The following is a 19,142-nucleotide window of genomic DNA, read 5'->3' as shown; positions in this document are numbered from 1 at the left end:
GACAACCTTACGCGCTATGCCACGCTGAAACCCAGCTTGCCGAGCAGCTCGGCGCTGGCGCTGTCATCGCATTGCACGGCCAGCGACGACCACTCGCGGCGTTCCTGATAGTGCTTGCGCAGGCGATCGAATTCGCCCGGTTGTCCGGCGACTTTGCGCAGCGGCGCATCATCGCGGCGCACATCATACACCAAGTGCATCAATCGTTTTAACCGCGCTTCATCCAGCGGCCCGTTGAGGCGGATCTGGCTGAACTCCGGCACCGGCAGCAGCGAGGCCAGCGCCACCTGCTGCGGCTGCCCCAGATGGCGGCTGAACGCTTCGAACACCTGAGTGGTGCCGCGCGCCTTGCCTTCCAGCGTATACCCGGCGATGTGCGCAGTGCCGATATCCACCCGCGCCAGCAGCGGCAAGGAGAGATCCGGCTCCGGTTCCCACACGTCCAGCACCGTGCTCAGCTTTTTGCCCTTTTCCAGCGCCTGCAACAACGCGGCGTTATCCACCACCGGCCCGCGGCAGGCGTTGATCAGAATGCGGTTGTCCGGCAGCGCCGCCAACAGATCGGCGTCCGCCAGATGCAGCGAATGGTATGGGCCGGATTTATTCAGCGGCGTATGGAAGGTCAGCACGTCGGCCTCGGCCACCAGCTTCTCCAGCGGCCAAAACTCCCCGGCGTCGCCGCGATCGGCACGCGGCGGATCGCACAGCAGCGTGCGCACGCCCAGCGCTTTGAGGCGCGCGTCCAGGCGGGAACCGACGTTGCCCACGCCGATGATGCCGACGGTTTTATCCCGCAGATGGAAGCCATCGCGTTCGGCCAGCAGCATCAAGGCAGAGAACACATACTCGACCACCGCAATGGCGTTGCAGCCCGGTGCGGCGGAAAAGCCAATGCCCTGCCGTTGCAGCCAGGCGTCATCGACGTGATCGGTGCCGGCGGTGGCGGTACCGACAAAGCCGATGCGGCTGCCGGCCAGCAACGCTTCATTGACCTTGGTGACCGAACGCACCATCAGCGCATCGGCATCCGCCAGCGCCTCACGCGGGATCGGGCGGCCCGGCACTGCCTGCACGTCGCCCAGGCGGCTGAACAGCTCGGCCGCGTACGGCATATTTTCATCAACCAGAATTTTCACTGCGTTCTCCGACGGTTTACGGCTATTTGTCTGCGAAATAGTGTGCCACTGAATCAGGCACGGCGAAAGCGCTCAGGGGTGGTGCCGGCGATCTGCTGGAACATGACGATAAACGCCGACGCGGAGCTGTAGCCGACGTCCAGCGCCACGTCCTGCACGGTCTTGCCCTGCTCGAGCAGCGACACGGCATGCAGGAAACGCAGGCGCTGGCGCCATTCGCTGAACGACATGCCCAGATCCTGCTGGCAGCGGCGCGACAGCGTGCGCTCAGTGGTGTAGACCCGAGCCGCCCACGCCGCCAGCGAGGTGTTGTCCGCCGGGCAGTGCTCCAGCGCTTCCAGCACCGGCGCCAAAAATTTGTCGTCCGACGACGGCAGATAGGTTTGCTGGCGCGGCGACAGGCGCAGCTGATCGATCAGTACCTGGCACAGGCGCAAATCCTCTTCCGTTTGCGGAATGTACTGCTTGCGCGCATAGAAATCCTCGGCGATAGCGCGGAATATCGGCGTCACGCTCACCAGGCAAGGGTCGGCCGGCATGCCGGCACACAGCGCCGGCGTAATGTCCACCATGCGGCACTGCGCCAGCCGCTGGTTATAGCAGGAGTGTTCGATGCCGGCCGGCGCCCACAGCACGAACTCCGGCGGCGCCAGAAAGCGCTGCCCGCCGATGCGCAGCACCATCACCCCGGCTTTGACCCACATCAACTGGCCCCAGGTGTGGCTGTGCGGCTGGAATTCGGTGCGCGCGTTGAACTCCTCGCAGCGGAACTGCACCGGCTTCGGCGCCGGGATCAGCGACTCGGGGAAATGGCGGATTTCTGGCATGGTTTCGTCCCGTGATTTGTCTTGTTTACGCCGATTTTTGTCTGGATATCGCTATATATGATAAACCGGACACGCGTAGACTAGCCAGCATGTTGGACGTTATTGAGAATAATTATCATGAATATGCTCTTCCCGCTGTTGGCCGTGCTGATTTGGTCGATTAACGCCGTCGTCAGCAAACTTTCCGCCACCGCCATCGATCCGGCGGCCATCTCGCTCTACCGCTGGCTGCTGGCGTTGATTGCCCTGACGCCGTTCGTGCTGCCGGGCGTGCTGCGCAACTGGGCGCAGGTGCGCGCCAACTGGTGGAAATTGATGATCCTCGGTTTGCTGGGCATGGTGCTGTACCAAAGCCTGGCGTATTACGCCGCACACAGCGTCAGCGCGCTGTTTATGGGCATCATCGTATCGCTGATCCCGCTGCTGACCATCCTGATCAGCATCGTACTGCTGCGCATTGCGCCAACCGTCGGCGTGCTGCTCGGCAGCATACTCTCCTTCTGCGGCCTGATCTGGCTGGTCAGCGGCGGTCAGCCCGGCGTGCTGCTGCAGCACGGTATCGGCAAGGGGGAATTGATGATGCTGCTCGCCACCGCCTCTTACGCGCTGTATGGCGTGTTGACCAAACGCTGGGCCATCGCGCTGCCGAATTGGCAATCGCTGTACGTGCAGATCCTGTTCGGCGTGCTGCTCCTGCTACCTAATTTCCTGATGGCGCAGGATGTCGGCTTGAACGGCCATAACCTGCCGCTGGTGCTGTTCGCCGGCATTCCGGCTTCGATCATCGCTCCCTTCCTGTGGATCCAGGGCGTGATGCGCCTGGGCGCCAACACCGCCTCGATCTTTATGAACCTGGCGCCGGTGTTTACCGCCGCTATCGCCGTGCTGTTCCTGCATGAGCAGCTGCACGGTTACCACCTGATCGGCGGCGGCATCACCCTGCTGGGCGTTATTCTGTCGCAGCGGCTGCGCACGCCGCTGACGCGTAAAGCCAAGGCCCCGGCGGCCGACGTCGAATCCTGCAAAGAACAGGCTTAAGGCAGCAGCCTGAAACGCACCCGCACCAACAGGCCGCCCAGAGCGGCGGAGCTCAGCAGCTCCGGGCGGGTGCCGTGATACGCGGTGATGTCCTTCACCAGCGCCAGCCCCAGGCCGGCGCCCGGCTGATCGCCCACGTTGTCCAGCCGATGAAACGGCTGCAGCGCCAGCGCCTTGTCCTGCAAGGCGATGCCGGGGCCGCTGTCTTCAATCTCCAGCACGCCTTCCCCTGCCGCCTGATCCTGAGTGAGGCGCGCGGTCACCACGCCCTGACGCGGCGTGTATTTCAGCGCGTTGTCCAGCAGGTTGGCGCACAGTTCGGCCAACAGCAGCGGTTCCCCCGCCACCTGGCACGCCGCCTCGCCTTCAAATCCGAGATCGATCTGTTTACTGCGCGCCTGTGGCAAGCGGGAAAAACAGGCGTCGCGCAACACCTGCGCCAGATTGACCGGCTGCAGCTGGCGCTCGGCCCGGTGCTCGCTGGCCTTCAGGCGTGAGAGATGCAGCAGGCGGTCGGTCAGCGACACGGTATTATCCAGCGTCGCGCTCATCGCCTGCAGGCTTTCGCGCCACTGCTGCGGCCGGTCGCTGGCCAGCGCCACCCCAACCTGAGTCTTCAACACTGCCAGCGGCGTGCGCAGTTGGTGCGAAGCATCGGCGCTGAAACGCTCCTGGCGCGCCACCATCAGCCGCAGCCGTTCGATATAGCGATTGAACGCCACCAGCAGCGGCTGCATCTCCGACCACGGCAATACCCGCGGCAGGGGCGTCAGCTCGCCCGGATCGCGCCGCAGCATGATGCCGGAGAGCTTGCGCATCGGCTTCAACACCCGCTTGAGCAGCGCGAACGCCAGAATCAGGGTCAACACCACCACCGTGCCCTGGCTCAACAGCGCCGCGATCATCATCTGTCGCGCCAGGTAACGGCGCGATTCCAGGGTTTCCGCCACCAGAATGGTCGCCATGCCGCTCACGCCCGACTCGTTGATCGGTTGAAACAGCGCCGCCACGCGGATCGCCCGGCCGAGGTATTCCGCATCGTAAAAATGCACCAGCGCCGGGTAGAGCGTGGAACGCGGGATATGGGGCGGCAAAGGCGGCAAATCGTCATAGCCCGAAATGCTTTTCCCCTGCGGCGATATCACCTCGTAATAGAGCTGATCGTTCATGTTGCGCTCGAAGCTGTCGAGCACCACATAGGGCACATCGACCGCCAGCTTGCCGTCGCGCACCACCAGCCGCTCCGCCACGGTGCGCGCCGACGCCAGCAGCGTGCGATCGTAAGCCAGGGTGGCGGCGCTCATGGCGCTGAAATAGTGGGTGTAGATCGAGATGCCGCCCAACGCCACCAGCGGCAGGCCAAAAAACAGCAGCAGTTGATAAAACAACGAACGCGGCGCGTTAAACCACCGCATTGCACCGCTCCAGGCTGTAACCCAGACCGCGCAGCGTGATGATTGCCACGTCGCTGCCCTGCAGCTTTTTCCGCAAACGGTGTACGTAAAGCTCGATGCTCTCCGGATTGGCCTCGTCGGACAGCGTAAACACCTGCTCAAACAGCTGCTGCTTGGCCACCGGGCGGCCGCGGCGGTGCATCAACGCGGTCAACACCGCCAGTTCGCGCGGCGTCAGCGCCAGCGGCTTGCCTTCCAGCAGGAAATAGCCTTCGTCGTGATAGGTCAACGCGCCGTATTGCAACGCCGGCTGCGCGGCGCCGACGCTGCGGCGCAGCAGCGCCCGAATGCGCGCTTCCAGCTCGTCCAGTTCGAACGGCTTGGTGAGGTAATCGTCCGCCCCCAGATTCAGGCCCTTCACCCGATCGGCCACGTCGGTGCGCGCCGTCAGCAGCAGCACCGGCAGCTCCTGCCCGCGCTTGCGCAGGCGCGCCAACAAATCCAGGCCGTTCAAACGCGGCAGCGCCACATCCAACACCGCCAGCGCATAGCGTTCGTTGAGCAACAGATGATCGGCCGCCACGCCGTCCGGGGCGACGTCGACGGCAAAGCCGGCGCCGGTCAGCGCCTTTTGCAACCAGTGAGACAGCTCGGGGTGATCTTCAACCAATAACAGTCGCATGTTTCCATTCCATTGATTTACCTGAACAACCTGACGCCGATAGCGTGCTTGTTAACAGGTCGATAACAGAGAATGGCATGGAAAATAAGGGGATAAAAGAGCGCCGCGCCGCCAGTTTTGGGAGCTGGCACACAATTATGCATATGGAGCGCGATCGCAGGCCGGTATCAGATCAACGGAATGGGGCTGTCGGCAACGGCAATGTCAATCACCGGGCGCAGCTTGTCGGCGGTAAACGGTGAAGAAACCAGCACGGAGCGATTGTTGGCGGCAAACACCAGATCAATGCCGGCCACGCAGGCGGTCATCTGGCAGGCATACTTTTCACCGTCGGCATTGACGAAATGCAGCTCAAATACGCCAATATCGGCACGCAGCCGCTTTAAACGACACTGCCCGGTTTCACCGGTCATCTCTGCATAGACCTCCGGCAGCCGTTTAATCGCGCACACTTTGGCGCTGTCCCTGCCACCAAACAATTTCCCTAACGAAAACATATTACTGCATCTCTATTCATTTCATTGCTCATGATTCTATCGCAAAAGCAGAGCCGCAAACCTGATATTACGCAGGATTTTGGCCGGTTTTGCCCCCTGTTCTTCTCTTCCTTTCTATGGTAGCGCACCCGCTCTCCGCTCGCGACAAGCGACCCCAATCACAGACTGGAAACTTTTCCGGCCGCTGAAAGGTAAATGAAAGGTTGTTGTTTTAACAATCCTGCAACCGCACCCGGCGGGATTTCACAAACAGAACAATACCGAGGGCAAGTCACAATGAAAAAAATAATGACCCGTACCTTTACCGCCGCCGCCCTGCTGCTGGCGGCCAATCAGGCCTTTGCCGTTGAAGCGCCCAAACGCACCGAATGCATCGCGCCGGCCAAGCCCGGCGGCGGCTTCGATCTGACCTGCAAGCTGATCCAGGTGTCGCTGCAGGACACCAAGGCCATCGATAAGCCGATGCGCGTCACCTATATGCCCGGCGGCGTCGGCGCAGTGGCCTATAACGCCATCGTAGCGCAGCGCCCGGCGGAGTTCGGCACCGTGGTGGCCTTCTCCGGCGGCTCGCTGCTCAATCTGGCCCAGGGCAAGTTCGGCCGCTACAACGTGGACGACGTGAAATGGCTGGCGGCGGTCGGTACCGACTACGGCATGATCGCGGTGCGCGCCGACTCGCCTTACAAAACCCTGAAAGACCTGATGGACGCCTTCCAAAAAGATCCCAACAGCGTGGTGTTCGGCGCCGGCGCCTCCATCGGCAGCCAGGACTGGATGAAAACCGCGCTGCTGGCGCGCGAAGTCGGCGTGGATCCGCGCAAGATGCGCTATGTGGCATTCGAAGGCGGCGGCGAGCCGGTAACCGCGCTGCTCGGCAACCATATCCAGGCGGTCTCCGGTGACCTGAGCGAGATGGTGCCTTATCTGCAGGGCGACAAGATCCGCGTGCTGGCGGTGTATGCCGAGCAACGTCTGCCGGGCCAGCTGGCCGACATTCCAACCGCCAAAGAGCAGGGATACAGCCTGGTGTGGCCGATCATTCGCGGCTTCTACGTCGGGCCGAAAGTCAGCGATGAAGAATATCAGTGGTGGATCGACACCTTCCAGAAAATGATGGCGACCGACGAATTCAAGCAACAGCGCGATCTGCGCGGCCTGTTCGAATTCAACATGACCGGCAAAGAGCTGGACGCCTACGTGAAGAATCAGGTTGCCCAATACCGTGAGCAGGCAAAAGTGTTCGGCCTGGCCAAATAACCGCAGGGGAAAACCATGAGCGATCGTATTTTTGCCGGCTTCTGGCTGCTGCTGTGTATCGGCGGGCTGTTCATCGGCTGGGGCATCCAAAGCGAATACAGCTATGAACCGCTGGGGCCGCGCCCGTTCCCGCTGGCGATCCTCAGCCTGATGGCGCTGTGCGCGGCCCTGCTGTTGCTGCGCCGCCCGCAGGCGGTGGAGTGGCCGCACAACAAGGTGCTGCAGCGGCTGCTGGTGCTGGTGATCACCCTGGTGCTGTATGCCTGGGGCTTTGAATGGCTGGGCTTCCCGCTGGCGACCGCGCTGCTGACGTTCAGCATCGGCCTGCTGTTTCAAGCCAGCCTGCCGGCGGCGGCCATTTCCGGCGTCGTCATGGGCGCAGCGCTGTATTACGCCTTTGACCGACTTCTCGATGTCACACTGCCGCTCGGCGCCTGGCTGAGCTAACGGGAGCGATGATGGATACCTGGATGTATTTGACTCAAGGGTTCGAAGTGGCGCTGGTGCCGCAGAACCTGATTATCGCCCTGATCGGCTGCTTCGTCGGCACCATCGTCGGCCTGCTGCCGGGCCTCGGGCCGATCAACGGCGTGGCGATCCTGCTGCCGCTGGCGTTTGCCCTCAAGCTGCCGGCCGAATCGGCGCTGATCCTGCTGGCGACGGTGTATATCGGCTGCGAGTACGGCGGACGCATCTCGTCGATTCTGCTTAACGTACCGGGCGACGCGGCGGCGATCATGACCGCGCTGGACGGCTACCCGATGGCGCAGCAGGGGCGCGCCGGCGTGGCGTTGTCCATCTCGGCGGTCAGTTCGTTCGTTGGATCGATGATCGCCATCGGCGGCATCATCCTGTTCGCGCCGCTGCTGGCCCGCTGGTCGCTGGCCTTCGGCCCGGCGGAGTATTTCGCTCTGATGGTGTTCGCCATCGCCTGCCTCGGCAGCATGATGAGCCAAAACCCGCTGAAATCGCTGCTGGCGGCGCTGATCGGCCTGGGGCTGGCGACGGTGGGCGTCGACGCCAACACCGGCGTTTACCGCTTTACCTTTGACAGCGTGCACCTCTCCGACGGCGTGCAGTTTATCGTGGTGGTGATCGGCCTGTTCTCGGTCAGCGAAATCCTGCTGATGCTGGAAAGCACCAGCGCCGGGCAAAAGCTGGTGCGTAAAACCGGCCGGTTGCTGTTCAACCGCAAAGAGGCGGCGCAGTGCGCAGGCCCTACCCTGCGCTCGTCGGTGATCGGCTTCTTCGTCGGCATTCTGCCAGGCGCCGGCGCCACTATCGCCAGTGCGCTGACCTACATGACCGAGAAGAAAATCAGCGGCAACAGCGACACCTTCGGCAAGGGCGACATCCGCGGCGTAGCGGCGCCGGAAGCGGCCAACAACGCCTCGGCCTGCGGTTCGTTCATTCCGATGCTGACGCTGGGGGTGCCGGGTTCCGGCACCACGGCGGTGATGATGGGTGCGCTGACGCTGTACAACATCACCCCCGGCCCGGCAATGTTCACCGAACAGCCGGACATCGTCTGGGGACTGATCGCCGCGCTGCTGATCGCCAACGTCATTTTGCTGATCATGAACCTGCCGCTGGTCGGCCTGTTCACCCGCATGCTGACCATCCCGCTGTGGTTCCTGGTGCCGGCGATCGCTGCGGTGTCGGCGGTGGGGGTTTATGCGGTGCACAGCACCACTTTCGACCTGTTGCTGATGGTCGGGTTGGGCGTGTTCGGCTACATCCTGCGCAAAATGCACTTCCCGATGTCGCCGCTGATTCTGGGCTTCGTACTGGGTGAGATGCTGGAGCAGAATCTGCGTCGCGCGCTGTCGATCAGCAACGGCGAGTTCGGCATTCTGTGGAGCAGCAGCATCGCGCAAACGCTGCTGGTGCTGGCGGTCGCGGTACTGGCGCTGCCGCCGCTGCTGCGCCTGATGCGCAAACGCCGCCAACCGGCGGCCGAGGCCAAAGCCGAGTAACGCGAAACGGGCGGGGATCCCCCGCCCGTTGTGTTTAACGGCGTAGGGCCGCAATTCCCCTTTCCAACGCCTCGATATCGTCATCGGCGAGCAGGGGCTGAATCACCGCAAAGTCCGCCTCGGACAAGTCATAGAGGCGCAAGGCAAGCAACCGCGCGATGACCTCCGGCGCGAACCGCCAACGGATAAACCGCGCGGGGTTACCGCCGACGATGGCATAAGGCTCAACATCGCCGACCACCACGCTGCCGGCGGCGACGATCGCCCCTTCGCCTATCGATACCCCTGGCATCAACATCGCCCGCATGCCAATCCAGCAACCGTCCCCCAGCCGGGTGTCGCCTTTGGGGCGGTACGCCCGTTTGATGGTTGCCATAAACGGATACAGGCTCAACCAGTCGATACGATGGGTGTGGTTGCCGCCCATCAGGATCACCGCTTCGGCCGCGATGCACACATAATCGCCGATCAGCAAGCGATCTATGTCACCCAGCGGCTGCCATTGCCGGCTGACCGCGTCGCCGTGCAGATAGCGCACCACCGAGCGCTCGAAGCCGTTATCCCAGCAGTCGCTGTAGTAGCTGTGGGTGCCTTTGATGATGATATTCGGGTTGGTCACCGTCTGATGCAGCAGCTCGGTTTTGGACCAATGTTTTTCGGACATGGCGTATTCTCTTGTTACGGGAATAAAAGCCACGGAACGGAATGTCTGTGGCCGTGTTGTCGTTCACTCAACACGGCCATTCAAGCGATAAGCGCTCGTTTCAATCTCGGGTTATTCATCTTACGGCCTCTCTTGCGAGGCGTAATGGTAGCCGATCACGCCTCGGCGGTCTTGCTTTTCAGCAGCAGCACCCCGCCCATCACCAGCGCGCTGCCCAGCAGCTGCAGCTGATTCATGCTCTCCCCCAGCAGGAAATAGGCGATCACCGCGGTGAACACCAGTTCCAGCGACAGGATCAGGTTGGCCACCGCCAGCGGCAGCGTTTTCAGGCTGATATTGTACAGCCCGAAGCCCAGCAGCGTCGGCCCGGCGGCCAGCGCCAGCAGCAACAGCCAGCCGCTCCACTGGATGCCCAGTGCGCCGTGCGACAGGAACCACAGAGAGCCGGCCATGCCGTGGAACGCCGCCAGCGGGAACGCCGTCAGCGCCGCGTTGAACACCAGCTGGTACAGCGCCGAAAAACCGAACACGTACAGGATGGTGTTCCACACCGGATAGCCGCGCTCGCTGGCCACCCGCCCGCCGAGGGTATACAGGGTATAACCGATGCCCGACAGCATCCCGACCAATAGCCCCAGCAGATCGAAGTGGCTGTTCCCCATGCTGTCGCCGTTGCTGACCAGGAAGCAACCGCCCAGGCTGATGGCGATCACCAGCAATTGGCGCAGCGTCAGGCGTTCGCTGTACATCACCCAGCCGAGGAACACGGTAAAGCCCACCGAGCAGTAGGTCAGAATGGTCGCCACCGACGCGCCGTTCAGCGCCACCGACAGCGTCCACAGGCTGTTGAACAGCGCCAGCAGCAGCCCGTAAAGTGCGTAGAACACCACCTGTTCACGGCGCAGGCGCGCCCACTGCGGTTTCACCAGCAACAACAGCGGCAACAGCACCAGCGCCACCAGCGCCGCGCGCCAGAACGCCAGCACGAAGGTCGGCAGGTGATAGTACTCGGTCAGCGCGCGAATGATGATGGCGGTAAAGGCCAGCAGCATGGCGCTGATAATGGCGATGACGTACCCCTGGTGGCTGCCCTGAAAGAGGCGCGCGCCGGGCAGCGCCGGCCGGGCGGAAACGCCTGACGGTAATGACATGAGATCCTCGGAGAAATGGCGACGTAAATGCTCAGGCGGACAGTGTAACGCGGCCATTCTTTATCACTATAGCCACTTTACGGCGTTGTCATGCAGGCCACTTTTCTGCGCTTGAAGCCCTGTTGACATGGGGTATAGTAAAAATCACTCTCCATAACCGGGCCAATTTCGCATGCATATCCCGTTGGATCGCGAGCAGGACGTTCCGCTCTATTTACAGATCGAAGAAGCGCTGCGGCGCGCCATCCTCACCGGCGTGTTCGTCGATGGTGACAAACTGCCCTCGACGCGCACGCTGGCGGCCGAACTGGCGGTCAGCCGTTTAACGGTGGATAACGCCTACGCCGAACTGGCGGCCAAAGGCTTTTTGCATCAGCGGCGCGGCAGCGGCGCCTATGTCGCGCACCCGCAAGCGCAGGCGCGCCCGGCCCGGCCGAGCAGCGATGCTCCATTCCCGCTGGAGAGCTTCACCACCCTCACCTCGCGGCTGGACGGCTACGCCGACGCCCCGCTGCCGGAGGGGCTGATCAACTTCGCCGCCGGCGTCGGCAGCCCTCAGGTGTTTCCGCTGGAGGCGTTTCGCAAAGTGCTGCTGTCGGTGCTCAGCCGCCATGCGGAAGAGGCCTTCAGCTACGGGGAATACTGCGGCTACTACCCGCTGCGCGATACGCTGAGCCGCATTCTCAGCGCGCAGGGCATCCCCACGCAGGCGGAACAGGTGCTGATCACCAACGGCTCGCAGCACGCCATCAGTCTGGTGGTGCAAAGCCTGCTGGCGCCGGGCGATACGGTGATCGTCGAAGAACCGACCTACGCCGAAGCGCTGGGCCTGCTGCGCCAGCACCGCATCAATATCGTCACCGTACCGGGCGACCGCCACGGCATGCGGGTGGATTTGCTGCCGGAGTTGTTGGAACGCTACCGCCCCAAACTGATCTACACCATCCCCAATTTCCACAACCCGACCGGCCGCTGCCTGAGCGAGGCGCGGCGGCGACGCCTGCTGACTGTCGCCCAACAGGCCGGCGTGGTGATCCTGGAAGACGACTTCGTCGGCGATCTGCGTTACCAGGGCAAACAGCTGCCGTCGCTGCGCGCGCTGGCGCAGCCGGGCGCGGTGATCTACGTCAGCACCTTCTCCAAAATGCTGCTGCCCAGCATGCGCATCGGCTATCTGGTGGCGGACAGCGAACACTATCAGCGTTTCGCCAGGCTGAAACACGTCGACAGCTTCACCAGTTCCAGCCTGATCCAGCGGGCGCTGGACGCGTTCGTCACCGTCGGCCGTTACGACAAGCAGCTGCGGCGCGCCGGGCGCGTCTACCGCCGCCATCTGGAGGTGATGATTGATGCCTTGCAACGGCAGCTGCCGCCGGGGTGCCGCTTCGAAACGCCGCAGGGGGGCTTATTTATCTGGCTGACGCTGCCGGCGACGGTGACCACCACCGAACTGATGCCGGTCGCCTGGCGGCACGGCGTAACCTTCGCACGCGGCGAATGCTTTTATGCGCAGGAACAGCTGGGCGCGCACGGCCTGCGGCTGAACTTCGCCGCCAACTCGCCGCCGCAGATTGAAGAAGGTATCGCCCGGCTGTGCCGGGCGATTGAGGAGGTGATAACGGAGAAAAGCGCCGGTTAGACGGCGGCCCACCACAGCCGCAGCTTCATCCCCCAGTAGCTGGTCCAGCCGGTGGTGCTCTGCACCACCTTGCCCTGCGAGACCACCACGAAGGTCGGCGTCACGCCAATCTGCCACTGCGCCGAGAGCGTACCGGCCGGATCGTTGACCACCGGCAGCGCCAGCCGTTTGCGCGCCAGCCAGTGTTTCACCTGGGTATCGTCGCCCGAGCGCAGCGCGACGGTCAGCACGTTGCCGCCCGCCGCCTGCAAACGGGCGACGTCCGGCGTAGTGAAGCGGCAGACGCCACACCAGCTGGCCCAGAAGTAAACCAGCAGCGGCCGCTCATGGCTGAGCTGCGCCAACGACACGCGCTCGCCGTCCAGCATGGTCAGGGTCTGAGCATCGAAGGCCGGCGGCGCCTGCGGCGCGTTCAGCCAATCCATCACCGTCACCACCGCCAGCGCGATCAGCGCCAGCAGCAGCAACTCGCGCCCCCAGCGCTTGAGCTTAGCCATGGTTGGCCTTCGCCAGCTGCTGCTTCACCATCGCTTCCAGCTCTTCATACGACACCGCCCCCGGCAGCATCCGATCGCCGATCAGCGTCGCCGGCGTCCCCTGCACGCCCAGCTGTTCCGCCAGCTCCATATTGGTACGCAACGTGGTCATGCTCTGTTCGCTGGGCGCCACCGCCTTGACGCCGGTTTTCTCTTGCGCGGCGGCGATGCTGGCGTTGTCGTGGAAGCCCTTTTTCGCCATCAGCCGCTGGTGCAGGGCCCAGAATTGATCCGGGTGCTGTTGCCAGGTGGTGAGCGCCACGCGCGCCGAACTGACCGAGCTTTCGCCCTTGAACGGCAGCAGCTTCACCACCAGCGCCACGTCCGGGTATTGCTTGACGATCTTCTCCAGCATCGGATCAAAACGCTTGCAGTACGGGCAGTTATAGTCGGTAAAAGTCACCAGCGTCAGTTTGGCGTTGGCGGCGCCGAGGCGCGGGCTGGCCGGATCCTGGTACAACGTTTTGGCGTTCTGCTTGATAGCCTGGCTGATTTGCTGGCCGGCGGTTTGCTGCTGCCAGGCGTCCACCGCCTGCGCCAGAATGTCCGGGTTGGACACCAGCGTTTCGCGGATCATCTCTTTGATACGCGCCTCTTGTGCCGGGGTGAAAGGCTCGGCGGCCCACACCGGGGCGGCGATGATCATCAGTAAAATCAGTAGCTTTTTCATTGTTCGGTTCCTTTGGCATGGGAAAGCGTTTGCAGCACGGCGTCACGGGTCAACAGCGGGGATAACACCTCGCCGTCCGGGCTGCCGGGGCCATAGATTTGGTTGAAAGGCACGGCGACGCTGCCGCGCTTTTGCAGGAAGGCGCTGATGTCGGCCGACGGGCGGCTCCAGTCGCCGCGCAGCGCAACCACGTCGTCGGCGCTCAGCGCGCGCTGTACGTCATCGCGCAGCAGCACATTGAATTTATTGGCTTTACAGGTCACGCACCAGTCTGCGGTCACGTCGACGAACACCCGCTTATGCTGGGCCAGCGCCTCGGTAATCGCTTGCTCGCTCAGCGGTTGCCACTGCACCCGATCCTGCAACGGCTGGCGCCACAGGCCGGCGGCCAGCGATCCGGCCAGCAAGGCCACGCCCGCCAGCACCAACGTGCCCGCCGCCAGCTTAGCCGCCAACCGTGCGCCCTGCTGACGCCACACCGCCAGCAGCAACGCCAGCAGCGCCAACGCCCCCAGCCACAGCGTGGCCTGCACGCCGATATGGTTGCTCAGCAGGCTCAGCAGCCACAGCGACGACGCCAGCATCAGCAGCCCCATCGCCAGCTTGACGGTATTCATCCAGCGGCCGGGGCGCGGCAAGCGCAGCGCCAGCGATGGCCAGGCGGCGATCAGCAGCCACGGCAGGCTCATGCCGATACCGAGCGCGATGAACATGCCCCACAGCACCGGCAGCGACGCCGCCAGCGCGAAGGCCACCGCCGTGCCGAGAAACGGCGCCGAGCACGGCGTCGCCAGCAACGTGGCAAACGCGCCCTGCCAGAAATGGCCGCTCAGACCGTGCCCATTATGGGTCGCCAGCGACGTATTCAGATCGGACGAGAGGCGCAGATGGAACAGGCCAAATAGGTTGGCGCTGAACAGCAGCGTCACCAGCACCATAAAACCGATAAACCACGGATTCTGGAACTGAATACCCCAGCCGAGCGCATGGTTGCCGAGCCGCAGCAGCGTCATCAGCAAGGCCAACGCCATAAACGAGGCGACGATGCCCAACGACGACGCCAGGAACTGCAAACGCACGCTGCGCCGATCGCGCCGTTCCACCTGCAGGATGGAGCCGAGCTTGATGCCCAGCACCGGCAGTACGCACGGCATCAGGTTGAGGATCAACCCGCCCGCCAGCGCCATCAATACCGCCTGCCATAGCGGGAATGCCGCACCGGCGGGCGCGGCCAGCGGATCGCCAATCGGCAGTGTAATCTGCTGCGCCATGCCGCCGTCGTCGATCACCAGCGTCAGCGTTTTGCCGCGCAGATCCGGCGCCGCATCGCCCCAGCCATCGCTGACCGGCACTCGCGCCAACAGCTGAGCGCCGTCGGTCTCAACCTGCGGCTTGCCGAGATCGGCATCCGCCAGCGTATCGAAGAACAGCGCGGGCTGCTGCCAACCGGCGGCGCGCTCGGCGGCGATCTGCAGCTCGCCGTTGCGGTAACCGGCCTTGACGCCCTCCGCCACCCCGGCGGCGATCGGCACCTGCCCCATCGCCTGCGCGAAGTCGTGGTTAAACTGCGGATCGTTCGGCGTCGTCAGATCCAGGCTGAACGGGTAGTCGGTCAGAATGCAGACGTTGCTGCAGGTGGATAGCGTCAGGGTGCCCGCCAGCGGGCCGGATACCTGACCAGACATTACGATCGGCAGCGTGACCCGATCGTGATAGCCCTGGGTAGAAATGCCGGCCACCTCGAAACGCTGCGGCGTCGGCCAGTGCCAGGTCGCCGGCGGAGGGTTGCCCTGCCAGACGATAGCCGGCGCGATGCCGCCTTCGCCAGGGGAACGCCAGTAGGTTTTCCAGCCCTTTTGCAGCTCGACCGACAGCAGCAGGCGGGTCTCCCCCGGCTGTGACGTGTCGGCACGCAGCCGCACCTTGGCATGATCGTTGGCCGGGTTTTGCAGCCAGCCGCTGTCCGCCGCCTGCAAGGCAGGCAGCCACAGCATAAACAGGCAAGCGCAGGCCAGCCTGATAATTTTCAACATGTTAATTCTCCATAAATGATTAATTCACCGCGAAAAACGGGCGATTAACTCATTCACGGAAAACGCATAATCGAAGGTGCACCCTGAGGGTGGGCGGTGAAATGGCGCGAGGAGGAGGAATACGCAGGCGCGCGGCAATGGTCGGCGCCAACAGCGCCAGCAGCAGGCCCAGCCCGAACAGTACGGTTTCGAACATCACCGGCGGCGCGGCCAGCAATGACTTGGCGCTCAGTTCACAGGGCGTCGGCTGCGCTTCGGCGGCGACGTCACCGGATTGAACGGCGATGGCCGCCGGGATCCCCAGCGTTTGCTGCAGCGCATGCAGGCCCGCCATGCGCTGGGTCATGCACGTCAGCACCACCAGGCAAGCCAGGCATAAAAACCATTTTGCAATCCGCTGCCGTTTAACCATGCCATCCTCATGTTCGGGTCTGGGGTTATCTTAGCGACGCGGGCGCGATTAGCAACGTTTTGTCGGTAAAGAAATGTCTGAGCGGCGGTATTGATGGCGGCGATTTACAGGTATCATAGCGGGTAAGCCTGCGCTTTTCGCCGGGTACGATGATGATTCTCTCCTCCAGGCATTCTGCGGGGATACACAGCGAAGGACTGGTGATATGCAACCTTTGAGTGGGCCGGGCACCCCAATCGCCGGCGAACGCCCTCCCTCCCCGGGCAAAACGGCGGCCACTGACGATCAACCCCTTTCTCCGGCACAGCGCACGACGCTGGAAAAGCTGATCGTGAAAATCATGACGCTCAGCCCGGCAAAATCGGCGGAGATCTGGGCGACTCTGCGCCACGAGCTCGGCGCCGACAACGGCGGTGAACTGCTGGCGCGCCATTTTCAACCGGCGGAACAGCTGCTGCAAACGCGCCTGACGCAGGCGCAGCAAAACCACGCCGGGCGCCAGCTGTTGCAACAGCTGGCCGAATTGCTGCCGCAGGGCAACAACCGCCAGGCGGTCAGCGACTTTATTCGCCAGCAGTTCGGCCACACGGTACTGAGCCAGCTGAGCCCACCACAGCTGCAGCAGGTGCTGAATCTGTTGCAGACCGGCGGCCTGACCATTCCTCAGCCGCAGCAAACCGCCACCAGCGATCGCCCGCTGCTGCCCGCAGAGCATCAGAGCCTGCAGCAGCAGTTCACCAAACTTAGCGCGGCCACCGGTGAAGCGCCGGCTAAAATCTGGCAAACGCTGTTTGATCTGGCGGGCGTGAAAACCAACGATCCGCTGCCAGCGCGCCACTTCCAGCTGTTAAACCAATTCTTGCAAGTGAAGGTGGCCCTCAGCCCGCAGAGCGCGCCGACGCTGAACAATCTGCTGGCGGCGCTCAAGCAGCCGGCGGACGAGCAAGAGCTGCAGCAGATGAACGACTACTGCCAGGCGCGCTTCAACTGCGGTGCCAATGCGCCGCTGACGCATCCGCAAATGAGCGACGCCATTCATCAACTGTTTGCCCGCCGCCTGGAAAAAGCCGGCCAGGCTCAGGCTATCGTCAGCCACCCTGTCGATCCGCAGCCGCTGCTCAACCCGCTGATCGCCGCCCTGCCGCTGCCGCTGCAAAAAGCGCTCAGCAAACCCGCCGTCGCGCTGATCCTGCTGCTGTTGGCGCTGGCCGTCGTGCTGGCTCTGGTGTTTTAACGCCTCAGGCGCAGCCGCAGTCCTCAACAGCCGCCCGATCGCGCAACGATCCCGGCTGTTCGCCGATGGCCAACGGATGGCCGTCGCGCAGCCAGAAGTCCAGCCCGCCGATCAGCTCCTTCACCCGGAATCCCAGCTTCGCCAGCTTGTAAGCGCCCTTGGTGGAACCGTTGCAGCCGATGCCGTCGCAGTAGGTCACATACACTTTTTCGCGATCCAGCTGCGCCGTGCTGGCTTCATCCATCAGACGATGCGGCAAACTGAGCGCACCGGGAATATGCCCGGCGGCGTACATCGCCTCCGCGCGGGTGTCGATCACTATCACCCCCTCCACGCCATTGCGCAGATCCTCCGCCACGTCCCAGGCATCCGCATAGCGGCTCAGTTTGGCCGCCAGGTAGGCCAGGCTCTCTTCCGGCGCCGCCGGAGGAAAAGCCAGCACCAATGATTCTTTCGACATACCATTCACTCCCGTGCATCAAGACAGATGACAATAGTGCCCCATTTTGGTCTTATGATTGATACCCATTTTCCAACCGTGATAAGACCCATTATGCGGCACTCGCTGGTCACGTTGTTTCAGCAATCGCCCCACACCGCCGGCACGCTGCGCGATCGCCTGTGCGGCGCATTACGGCAGGCCATCCACCAAGGGGCATTGAGCGTGGGGCAACGCCTGCCTTCCAGCCGGGTGCTGGCCAGCGATCTGGGCCTCTCGCGAGTGACCGTCGAAGCGGCCTACGGTCAGTTGGAGGCGGAGGGATATCTGCAGCGCCGCGTCGGCCAGGGCACCTTTGTGGCGATTATCATCGCCAGATCACCGCCGCCGGCGACCGCTGCCGGCATACCGCGCCTTTCGCAGCGCGGCCAACAGATCGTACAAACCGGCGGCTGCCGCGATCCGCAGCAGCCACGGGCGTTTGCCGCCGGTTCGCCGGATCTGCGCGCGTTTCCGCTGGCCTTGTGGAAGCAACTGACCGCACAGCGCCTGCGGCTACAGGGAGAAAGCCTGCTGCGCTACGGCGACCCTCAGGGCTATTTGCCGCTGCGTGAAGCGATTGCCGCCCACGTCAATCAAACGCGCGGCGTGATCTGCGATGCACGGCAGGTTATCGTGCTGACCAGTTCGCAGCAGGCGCTGCAGCTGATCGCCACGCTGCTGCTGGACAGCGGCGACAGCGTCTGGATGGAAGAACCGGGTTACACCGGGGCAAGAAACGCCTTTATCAGCGCCGGAGCCGCCCTGACGCCGGTCGCGGTGGACGGCGACGGCCTGCGCGCTGACCCCTCCTTGCCCGACCCTCGTTTGATTTATCTGACGCCCTCGCACCAATACCCAACCGGCGCAGCGCTCAGCCTGGCACGCCGGTTGGCGCTGCTGGCGCTGGCGGACAGGCAGCAGGCCTGGATCGTCGAGGACGATTACGACAGCGAGTTTCATTACGACGGCCTGCCGATACCGGCGATGCAGGGCCTGGATCGCCGTGGCCGGGTGCTGTACCTCGGCACCTTCTCCAAATCGCTGTTCCCTTCGCTGCGGTTGGCGTACCTGATCGTCCCGCCCACGCTGGTTGACGCGTTCGTCACCGCGCGCACGGTGTATGACGGCCACAGCGCGCAGCTGATGCAGGCGGTCACCGCCGAATTCATCCATCAGGGGCACTTCGCCGCGCATATTCGCTATATGCGCCAGCTCTACCGCAGCCGGCGCGATGTGTTACTGGCGGAAGTACGCGAAAAACTCGGCCACTTCGCCACGCCCGCTCCCGCCGCCGGCGGCCTGCAGCTCAGCGTCTGGCTGCCGCCCGGCCAGGAGGCGGCGCTCAGCCGACAGGCGCAGCGGCTCGGCATCCTCACGCCCCGGCTGACGGCACAATACCAGACGGCTCAGGCGCAGCGCGACGGCTGGCTGCTGGGCTTTTCGGCCCTGACGCCGGGCGAGATCCGCAGCGCCGTCGAGCGGCTGGCGCAGATCGCCGTGGCTTAGCCCGGCCTC

19 protein-coding genes are annotated in these 19,142 nt (G+C 63.5%); 7 read left to right on the top strand and 12 right to left on the bottom strand.

The window, feature by feature from the left end; genetic code table 11:
- Window positions 1-14 precede the first annotated feature (14 nt).
- Together pdxB and ACUXAC_RS01735 are read right to left on the bottom strand one after the other, a co-directional pair.
- Window positions 15-1,136: a 4-phosphoerythronate dehydrogenase PdxB gene (pdxB, locus tag ACUXAC_RS01740; protein ID WP_060420017.1), complete on the bottom strand. Its 1,122-nt coding sequence runs from the start codon at window positions 1,134-1,136 to the stop codon at window positions 15-17.
- Between the two features lie 53 nt (window positions 1,137-1,189).
- A complete protein-coding gene (locus ACUXAC_RS01735) occupies window positions 1,190-1,963 on the bottom strand; it encodes an AraC family transcriptional regulator (protein ID WP_038876456.1) in 774 nt (257 codons plus the stop codon).
- Window positions 1,964-2,080: 117 nt separating this feature from the next.
- Between ACUXAC_RS01735 and ACUXAC_RS01730 the strand changes: the two genes are divergently transcribed.
- The gene (locus ACUXAC_RS01730; protein ID WP_055311859.1) at window positions 2,081-3,001 is read left to right on the top strand and encodes a DMT family transporter; all 921 of its coding nucleotides are present in this window, start codon (window positions 2,081-2,083) and stop codon (window positions 2,999-3,001) included.
- Here ACUXAC_RS01730 and ACUXAC_RS01725 read toward each other — a convergent pair.
- From ACUXAC_RS01725 to ACUXAC_RS01715, 3 genes are all read right to left on the bottom strand, one after another.
- Entirely contained in the window at window positions 2,998-4,416 is a 1,419-nt protein-coding gene (locus ACUXAC_RS01725) for a sensor histidine kinase (protein WP_421115237.1), read from the bottom strand. The two genes, ACUXAC_RS01730 and ACUXAC_RS01725, sit on opposite strands and share 4 nt — an antisense overlap.
- The gene (gene tctD / locus ACUXAC_RS01720) at window positions 4,403-5,077 is read right to left on the bottom strand and encodes a transcriptional regulator TctD (protein ID WP_164113517.1); all 675 of its coding nucleotides are present in this window, start codon (window positions 5,075-5,077) and stop codon (window positions 4,403-4,405) included. Before tctD ends, ACUXAC_RS01725 begins: the two co-directional genes overlap by 14 nt.
- 167 nt (window positions 5,078-5,244) lie before the next feature.
- Window positions 5,245-5,574: a hypothetical protein gene (locus tag ACUXAC_RS01715; RefSeq protein ID WP_421115236.1), complete on the bottom strand. Its 330-nt coding sequence runs from the start codon at window positions 5,572-5,574 to the stop codon at window positions 5,245-5,247.
- A 276-nt stretch (window positions 5,575-5,850) separates the two neighbouring features.
- On the opposite strand from ACUXAC_RS01715, the gene ACUXAC_RS01710 reads away from it, so the two are divergent.
- From ACUXAC_RS01710 to ACUXAC_RS01700, 3 genes are read left to right on the top strand one after another with little or no spacing between them, the layout of a single operon-like run.
- The gene (locus tag ACUXAC_RS01710) at window positions 5,851-6,831 is read left to right on the top strand and encodes a Bug family tripartite tricarboxylate transporter substrate binding protein (protein ID WP_033635359.1); all 981 of its coding nucleotides are present in this window, start codon (window positions 5,851-5,853) and stop codon (window positions 6,829-6,831) included.
- A gap of 15 nt (window positions 6,832-6,846) precedes the next feature.
- Window positions 6,847-7,278 (top strand): tripartite tricarboxylate transporter TctB family protein, encoded by a 432-nt coding sequence (locus ACUXAC_RS01705; protein ID WP_049200155.1) that lies wholly within the window; start codon window positions 6,847-6,849, stop codon window positions 7,276-7,278.
- 11 nt (window positions 7,279-7,289) lie between these two features.
- Entirely contained in the window at window positions 7,290-8,807 is a 1,518-nt protein-coding gene (locus ACUXAC_RS01700) for a tripartite tricarboxylate transporter permease (protein ID WP_016926872.1), read from the top strand.
- A 34-nt stretch (window positions 8,808-8,841) separates the two neighbouring features.
- On the opposite strand, the gene ACUXAC_RS01695 is transcribed toward ACUXAC_RS01700, so the two are convergent.
- Both ACUXAC_RS01695 and ACUXAC_RS01690 read right to left on the bottom strand, forming a co-directional pair.
- Window positions 8,842-9,471 (bottom strand): CatB-related O-acetyltransferase, encoded by a 630-nt coding sequence (locus ACUXAC_RS01695; protein WP_084827343.1) that lies wholly within the window; start codon window positions 9,469-9,471, stop codon window positions 8,842-8,844.
- Between the two features lie 155 nt (window positions 9,472-9,626).
- Window positions 9,627-10,622, bottom strand: a complete 996-nt coding sequence (locus ACUXAC_RS01690) for a DMT family transporter (RefSeq protein ID WP_084827342.1) — start codon at window positions 10,620-10,622, stop codon at window positions 9,627-9,629.
- Window positions 10,623-10,794: 172 nt separating this feature from the next.
- On the opposite strand from ACUXAC_RS01690, the gene pdxR (ACUXAC_RS01685) reads away from it, so the two are divergent.
- A complete protein-coding gene (pdxR, locus tag ACUXAC_RS01685) occupies window positions 10,795-12,261 on the top strand; it encodes a MocR-like pyridoxine biosynthesis transcription factor PdxR (protein ID WP_387441823.1) in 1,467 nt (488 codons plus the stop codon).
- Here the strand turns inward: pdxR (ACUXAC_RS01685) and ACUXAC_RS01680 are convergent.
- The 4 genes from ACUXAC_RS01680 to ACUXAC_RS01665 are packed head-to-tail and all read right to left on the bottom strand — an operon-like array spanning window position 12,258 to window position 15,912.
- Window positions 12,258-12,758: a protein disulfide oxidoreductase gene (locus ACUXAC_RS01680; protein ID WP_084827340.1), complete on the bottom strand. Its 501-nt coding sequence runs from the start codon at window positions 12,756-12,758 to the stop codon at window positions 12,258-12,260. The two genes, pdxR (ACUXAC_RS01685) and ACUXAC_RS01680, sit on opposite strands and share 4 nt — an antisense overlap.
- Window positions 12,751-13,467 carry a DsbA family protein gene (locus ACUXAC_RS01675; RefSeq protein WP_038876482.1) on the bottom strand — a complete coding sequence of 239 codons (717 nt, stop codon included), beginning with the start codon at window positions 13,465-13,467 and terminating at the stop codon, window positions 12,751-12,753. Before ACUXAC_RS01675 ends, ACUXAC_RS01680 begins: the two co-directional genes overlap by 8 nt.
- On the bottom strand, window positions 13,464-15,500 hold the full coding sequence (locus ACUXAC_RS01670) for a protein-disulfide reductase DsbD family protein (RefSeq protein WP_387441825.1): 2,037 nt from the start codon (window positions 15,498-15,500) through the stop codon (window positions 13,464-13,466). The genes ACUXAC_RS01675 and ACUXAC_RS01670 overlap by 4 nt, the downstream gene beginning before the upstream one ends.
- A 49-nt stretch (window positions 15,501-15,549) precedes the next feature.
- Window positions 15,550-15,912: a copper resistance protein gene (locus tag ACUXAC_RS01665; protein WP_387441827.1), complete on the bottom strand. Its 363-nt coding sequence runs from the start codon at window positions 15,910-15,912 to the stop codon at window positions 15,550-15,552.
- A gap of 205 nt (window positions 15,913-16,117) precedes the next feature.
- Between ACUXAC_RS01665 and flk the strand changes: the two genes are divergently transcribed.
- Entirely contained in the window at window positions 16,118-17,146 is a 1,029-nt protein-coding gene (gene flk, locus ACUXAC_RS01660; protein ID WP_454266404.1) for a flagella biosynthesis regulator Flk, read from the top strand.
- A 4-nt stretch (window positions 17,147-17,150) separates the two neighbouring features.
- Here the strand turns inward: flk and ACUXAC_RS01655 are convergent, their stop codons facing one another.
- On the bottom strand, window positions 17,151-17,606 hold the full coding sequence (locus tag ACUXAC_RS01655; RefSeq protein WP_197782866.1) for a rhodanese-like domain-containing protein: 456 nt from the start codon (window positions 17,604-17,606) through the stop codon (window positions 17,151-17,153).
- A gap of 93 nt (window positions 17,607-17,699) precedes the next feature.
- Here ACUXAC_RS01655 and pdxR (ACUXAC_RS01650) point away from each other — a divergent pair, with 93 nt between their 5' ends.
- Entirely contained in the window at window positions 17,700-19,133 is a 1,434-nt protein-coding gene (pdxR, locus tag ACUXAC_RS01650; protein ID WP_421115234.1) for a MocR-like pyridoxine biosynthesis transcription factor PdxR, read from the top strand.
- Window positions 19,134-19,142 lie beyond the last annotated feature (9 nt).

Source organism: Serratia sp. 121840015-1 (genome assembly GCF_053627655.1).
This window is presented reverse-complemented; position numbering and strand designations above follow the sequence as displayed.

Excerpts from the sequence above, each read along its gene's own strand:
- ACUXAC_RS01735 (WP_038876456.1), bottom strand. The coding sequence starts at position 1,963 with ATGCCAGAAATCCGCCATTTCCCCGAGTCGCTGATCCCGGCGCCGAAG.
- ACUXAC_RS01730 (WP_055311859.1), top strand. The coding sequence starts at position 2,081 with ATGAATATGCTCTTCCCGCTGTTGGCCGTGCTGATTTGGTCGATTAAC.
- ACUXAC_RS01725 (WP_421115237.1), bottom strand. The coding sequence starts at position 4,416 with ATGCGGTGGTTTAACGCGCCGCGTTCGTTGTTTTATCAACTGCTGCTG.
- tctD (WP_164113517.1), bottom strand. The coding sequence starts at position 5,077 with ATGCGACTGTTATTGGTTGAAGATCACCCCGAGCTGTCTCACTGGTTG.
- ACUXAC_RS01715 (WP_421115236.1), bottom strand. The coding sequence starts at position 5,574 with ATGTTTTCGTTAGGGAAATTGTTTGGTGGCAGGGACAGCGCCAAAGTG.
- ACUXAC_RS01710 (WP_033635359.1), top strand. The coding sequence starts at position 5,851 with ATGAAAAAAATAATGACCCGTACCTTTACCGCCGCCGCCCTGCTGCTG.
- ACUXAC_RS01705 (WP_049200155.1), top strand. The coding sequence starts at position 6,847 with ATGAGCGATCGTATTTTTGCCGGCTTCTGGCTGCTGCTGTGTATCGGC.
- ACUXAC_RS01700 (WP_016926872.1), top strand. The coding sequence starts at position 7,290 with ATGGATACCTGGATGTATTTGACTCAAGGGTTCGAAGTGGCGCTGGTG.
- ACUXAC_RS01695 (WP_084827343.1), bottom strand. The coding sequence starts at position 9,471 with ATGTCCGAAAAACATTGGTCCAAAACCGAGCTGCTGCATCAGACGGTG.
- ACUXAC_RS01690 (WP_084827342.1), bottom strand. The coding sequence starts at position 10,622 with ATGTCATTACCGTCAGGCGTTTCCGCCCGGCCGGCGCTGCCCGGCGCG.
- pdxR (WP_387441823.1), top strand. The coding sequence starts at position 10,795 with ATGCATATCCCGTTGGATCGCGAGCAGGACGTTCCGCTCTATTTACAG.
- ACUXAC_RS01680 (WP_084827340.1), bottom strand. The coding sequence starts at position 12,758 with ATGGCTAAGCTCAAGCGCTGGGGGCGCGAGTTGCTGCTGCTGGCGCTG.
- ACUXAC_RS01675 (WP_038876482.1), bottom strand. The coding sequence starts at position 13,467 with ATGAAAAAGCTACTGATTTTACTGATGATCATCGCCGCCCCGGTGTGG.
- ACUXAC_RS01670 (WP_387441825.1), bottom strand. The coding sequence starts at position 15,500 with ATGTTGAAAATTATCAGGCTGGCCTGCGCTTGCCTGTTTATGCTGTGG.
- ACUXAC_RS01665 (WP_387441827.1), bottom strand. The coding sequence starts at position 15,912 with ATGGTTAAACGGCAGCGGATTGCAAAATGGTTTTTATGCCTGGCTTGC.
- flk (WP_454266404.1), top strand. The coding sequence starts at position 16,118 with ATGCAACCTTTGAGTGGGCCGGGCACCCCAATCGCCGGCGAACGCCCT.
- ACUXAC_RS01655 (WP_197782866.1), bottom strand. The coding sequence starts at position 17,606 with ATGTCGAAAGAATCATTGGTGCTGGCTTTTCCTCCGGCGGCGCCGGAA.
- pdxR (WP_421115234.1), top strand. The coding sequence starts at position 17,700 with ATGCGGCACTCGCTGGTCACGTTGTTTCAGCAATCGCCCCACACCGCC.